This window comes from Actinosynnema sp. (genome assembly GCF_052038725.1).
On sequence record NZ_JBQGCX010000947.1, the window covers coordinates 1 to 3,838 of the forward strand.

General features: G+C 74.9%; 5 protein-coding genes. 1 reads left to right on the plus strand and 4 read right to left on the minus strand.

The window, feature by feature from the left end:
• Positions 1-55 precede the first annotated feature (55 nt).
• Positions 56-424: a tetratricopeptide repeat protein gene (locus ACTUAL_RS20050; RefSeq protein ID WP_096491589.1), complete on the minus strand. Its 369-nt coding sequence runs from the start codon at positions 422-424 to the stop codon at positions 56-58.
• Between the two features lie 85 nt (positions 425-509).
• Positions 510-1,253, minus strand: coding sequence for an SDR family NAD(P)-dependent oxidoreductase (locus ACTUAL_RS20055; RefSeq protein WP_440901327.1), 744 nt, complete (start codon positions 1,251-1,253; stop codon positions 510-512).
• Between the two features lie 81 nt (positions 1,254-1,334).
• On the opposite strand from ACTUAL_RS20055, the gene ACTUAL_RS20060 reads away from it, so the two are divergent.
• On the plus strand, positions 1,335-2,240 hold the full coding sequence (locus tag ACTUAL_RS20060) for a LysR family transcriptional regulator (RefSeq protein WP_440901328.1): 906 nt from the start codon (positions 1,335-1,337) through the stop codon (positions 2,238-2,240).
• An 82-nt stretch (positions 2,241-2,322) separates the two neighbouring features.
• Here the strand turns inward: ACTUAL_RS20060 and ACTUAL_RS20065 are convergent, their stop codons facing one another.
• Together ACTUAL_RS20065 and ACTUAL_RS20070 are read right to left on the minus strand one after the other, a co-directional pair.
• Entirely contained in the window at positions 2,323-3,231 is a 909-nt protein-coding gene (locus ACTUAL_RS20065; protein ID WP_440901329.1) for a neutral zinc metallopeptidase, read from the minus strand.
• Between the two features lie 29 nt (positions 3,232-3,260).
• The coding region (locus tag ACTUAL_RS20070; protein ID WP_440901330.1) for a neutral zinc metallopeptidase at positions 3,261-3,838 on the minus strand (578 nt) is incomplete at its 5' end.

The following is a 3,838-nucleotide window of genomic DNA, read 5'->3' on the forward strand; positions in this document are numbered from 1 at the left end:
GCCGCGCCCCCCGGGGCGGGGGGGGGGGGGCCCCCCCCCCCCCCGCGCCCGAGTCTCACACCTGCGGGGCGAGCCGCTCCTGGACGCGCCCGACCTCGGCGGCGACCTCGGGGTCGCCGGTCAGCGCGGCGGCCAGCTTCAGCTGCGGCAGCGCCTCGGCGTGCCTGCTCTGCCTGCTGAGCGTGCGGCCGAGCAGCCGCCGGGCGTACCCGTCGGACGGGTCCAGCTCGACCAGGCGCAGCAGCACCTCCTCGGCGCGCGGCAGCGCGGCGGACTGGAAGTGCGCGAGCGCCAGCTCGGTCAGCACGGTCCGGTCGTCGGGGGCCAGCTCGGCCGCCCGCGCGAAGTGCCTGGCGGCGGTGCTCGGGTTCCCCGCGCCCCGGAAGATCCGGCCTTGGCGGAGCAGGTCTCGGACGTCGGTCATGGCAGCTCCCCTTGTCTGCTGGCGCGGTTCCGACGTCCGCCTCAACCCGGTGGTGGGACGATCTATTCCAGCCCGTGGGACGGGCTCACCAGGGCACCTCGCCCTCGTCGTCGAAGAACCTCCCGGTGGGCCCGCCGTCGGCCAGCGTGGCGAGCCGGATCGCGGCGGCGGCGCCCTGCTCGGGCGTGCGGTGGCCCCGGAACCCGTTGAGGTCGGTGGCGACGTGGCCGGGGCAGCAGGAGTTGATCAGCACGTTCGTGCCCGCGAGCTCCCTGGCGTACTGGAGGGTGATCGCGTTGAGGAACGACTTGGACGGTGAGTAGGCGGCGGCGATCGGTCCGACCTTGTTGTCGGCCTGCGTGCTCGACTGGTAGGTCAGCGACCCGACGGAGCTGGAGACGTTGACGATCCGCGGCGAGGCGGAGCGGCGCAGCAGCGGCAGGAACGCGTTGGTGACCCGCAGGACGCCGATGACGTTGGTCTCCACGACGGTCCGGATGGTGTCCGGGTCGATCAGCGTGGGCTCCTGCGGCGACCCGCCGGTGATGCCCGCGTTGTTGACCAGCGAGTCGAGCCGCCCCCGCTCCCGCTCGACCAGCTCGGCGGCGGCCTTCGCCGAGTTCGGGGCCGCGTCGTCGGCGGTGACGTCGAGCGGCACCCCGAACGCGTCCACGCCCGCGGCCCGGAGCTTGGCGACGGCCTCCTCCCGCCGGACGTCGTCCCGCGCCCCGACCCCGACGGCCCACCCGAGGGCGCCCAGCCCCGCCGCGATCTCGTAGCCGATCCCCTTGTTGGCGCCGGTGACCAGCGCGACTGGCTTCTCACTCATGTCCCCAACCCTGCTGCCGACCCCGCCCGCACCGCCAACACCGTGTCGGTAACCGGCGATACTGGCCGGGTATCGCCGCAGGTGACTACGCTGGTGGTCGTGGAGACCAGGGAGCTGAGGTACTTCGTCGCGGTCGCCGAGGAGCTGCACTTCGGCCGCGCGGCGGCCAGGTTGGGCATCGCGCAGCCGCCGCTGTCGCGGGCGGTCCAGCAGCTGGAGCGCAGGCTCGGCGCCCAGCTCCTGGAGCGCACCCCGAGGGGCGTCCGGCTGACCGGCGCGGGCGCGGTGCTGCTCGCCGAGGGCAGGGCCGCGCTGGACGCGGTGGCGGCGGCGGAGCGGCGCACGCGGCGGGCCGGGGTCGAGGACCCGAAGGTGGTGCTGGTGTCGAAGGCGGGCGCGTCGAACGACGTCCTGCCCGACCTGCTGGCCGCGTACGGCCGCGTGCCCGGCTCGGTGGCGGTGGACGTGGTGCTGTCCGGCATCGGCGAGCAGGAGTGGTACCTGCGCGACGGCCGGGCGGACGTGGCCCTGCTGCACCTGCCGTTCGACTCCACGGTCGGCCTGGACACCGAGGAGCTGGTAACGCACGACCAGGTCGTGGTGCTGCCCGCCCGCCACCCCCTGGCGGCGCGCGCGGAGCTGACGACGGCGGAGGTGGAGTCCCTGCCGGACCTGCCGCTGCCCCGGTGGCCCGACCGCGACGGCGGCTACCCGGACGGTCCGGGACCGGCGGTGCGCGACCACCTGCAGCTGCTCCAGCTCATCGCGCTGGGCCGGGCGGCGGCGATCCTGCCGGAGACCTGCCGCAGCAGCCTCGGCTCGGATTTGGCGGCCGTGCCGGTGCCGGACGCCCCGAAGGTCACCACGGTGATCGCCTGGCCGCCGCACAGCCGCTCGCGGGCGGTGGCGGACCTGGTGCGGATCGCGACGGAGCTCGACTACGGCGCGGGGCGCCTGCTCCACTCCCTGGACCGGCGGGCCTCCTGACCCGGTTCCCCGGCAGCCGGTTCCCCGACAGCCAGTTCCCCGGCAGTCCGGTCTCCGGCGGCCAGGCCCGCGCGACCTGCCCTCAGCCGACCGCCCCGGCGTCCGCCGTGAACGTGTTGCAGGCCGAGGTCCCGCCGCCGAACCCGGCGCGGGCCCAGGTGTCCTGGTTGGCCGGGCTGCCGTGGCTGTTGCGCTCGGGCGGCTCGACGACCGCGTACCGGAAGTCCTCCACGGCCTCCTCGGCCAGCACCCGGTCGACCGAGCCGCGCCCGGAGACCGAGGCCAGGAACATGCCCGCGAAGCAGTTGGCCTGGAGCTCCAGCCGCCGGGACATCTCCAGCCCGGCCGGGTCGCTCTCGCCCGCCTCGGCGATCCGCCGGTTCCCGGCCCGCAGCACCCCGGACAGCGCCTGCACGTGGTGCCCGTACTCGTGCGCCAACGTCGCCAGGTGCGAGGACGCCCGGTCCTCGCCCCCGCCGGGAGCGCGCAGGCGCGCGGTCGGCATGTACACCGTCCGGTTGCTCCCGCAGTAGTAGGCGACGGCCTCGTCCGCCGAGGGCGCGGCCCCGCAGGGCCCGTCCTCCAGCTCCGGCCCGGTGTTCAGCTCGGGCGTGGCGAACGGCAGCCCGGCCTGCGCGAGCACCGGCTCCCAGGCCCGGTCCAGGCACAGCACGCCCGCCCGGTAGAACGCGGCCAGCTGCTCGTCGCCGGTCCCGAACGCGGGGAGCTCGCAGGTCACCTGCCCGAGCCGCCGGTCCGAGGTCAGCAGCGGGTGGTCGCCCAGCCGGTAGACCGACCGGGGCCTGCTCCCCTCGGGCTCGCCCGACGCCGGGTCGGCCTCGATCGGGGCGGCGGCCACCGCGCGCCCCTCCACCTGCCTGGTCAGCCCCAGCCGGGGGACCAGCGCCAGGCCGAGGACGCCCGCGACGACCACCACGAACACCGAGACCACCGCCAAGGGGTTGCCACCCCGCCGCTCGGGCGTGTCCACGATCCTCCCGACAGGGGTAGCGCCATGGGCTAGCTGACGGCGTTCGCGTCGGCCGTCCAAGTGTTGCACGCGCTGGTGCTGTTGTTCTTGAACCCATGGTTCACCCAGCTGGAGTTGCTCTGGGTTGAACCGTGGTCGCGGTTCAGGTTCGGGTTGTCCCCCCGGTTGCTCGCGTCGGTCAGCGCGTGCTGGATCACGTCGGTGGGGATCGCGCCGTGCGAGAACGGGGCCAGCGTCATCCCGCCGAAGCAGGTCGCCTGGAGCTCCAGCCTGCGGGTCAGGTCCAGCCCGGCCGGGGTGTCCCAGCCGCCCCGGTCGTACTGCGCCTGCCCGGCGGCCTTGAGGATGCCCGCGAGCCACTGCACGTGGTGCCCGTACTCGTGCGCGAGCTGCCCCAGGTACTTGCCGGGGTGGTTCGCGTTCGCCGGGCCCTGCTCGGCCGAGTAGTAGGCGGGCGTCCAGAAGATCGTGCCGTTGCAGTACCGGGCGGTCGCCCCCGGCTCGACCGTGCCGCACGAGTTCGTCATCCGGGACGTCACGACCGCCAGCTCCACCGGCTGGTACGGCAGGTTCGTCCGCTGGAACGTCGGCTTCCAGGCCGCCTCGG

Coding starts and splice junctions, on each gene's coding strand:
- ACTUAL_RS20055 (WP_440901327.1), bottom strand. CDS start 1,253: ATGAGTGAGAAGCCAGTCGCGCTGGTCACCGGCGCCAACAAGGGGATC.
- ACTUAL_RS20050 (WP_096491589.1), bottom strand. CDS start 424: ATGACCGACGTCCGAGACCTGCTCCGCCAAGGCCGGATCTTCCGGGGC.